The 260-nt window shown below is 47.3% G+C and carries 1 protein-coding gene; it reads left to right on the top strand.

Annotated elements, in window-relative coordinates:
• A partial coding sequence (locus tag J2D73_RS20375; RefSeq protein ID WP_243430130.1) for a glycosyl hydrolase family 28 protein occupies positions 1-260 on the top strand: 260 nt, incomplete at both ends.

Below are 260 nucleotides of genomic sequence, written 5' to 3'. Positions count from 1 at the left end.
ACACCGAAGCCGAATGGAACGAGATTCGCCCGTGGTTACGTCCGGTATTGCTCAACATCGTAAAAAGTAAACGGGTGTTGCTCGAAGGAGTGACCTTTAAGAATTCGCCCAGTTGGTGCCTCCATCCGCTCTCTTGCGAAGATATTACGATCAACAATGTAAAGGTGTTCAACCCCTGGTACTCTCAAAACGGTGATGCACTCGATCTTGAATCGTGCAAAAACGCATTGATCATCAACTCTGTATTCGATGCGGGAGAT

The sequence above is a fragment of the Acetobacter sacchari genome (genome assembly GCF_017377715.1).
Lineage (GTDB): Bacteria > Pseudomonadota > Alphaproteobacteria > Acetobacterales > Acetobacteraceae > Acetobacter > Acetobacter sacchari.
The sequence above is the reverse complement of the archived record's forward strand: the minus strand, read 5'-3'. Positions and strand labels throughout refer to the sequence as shown.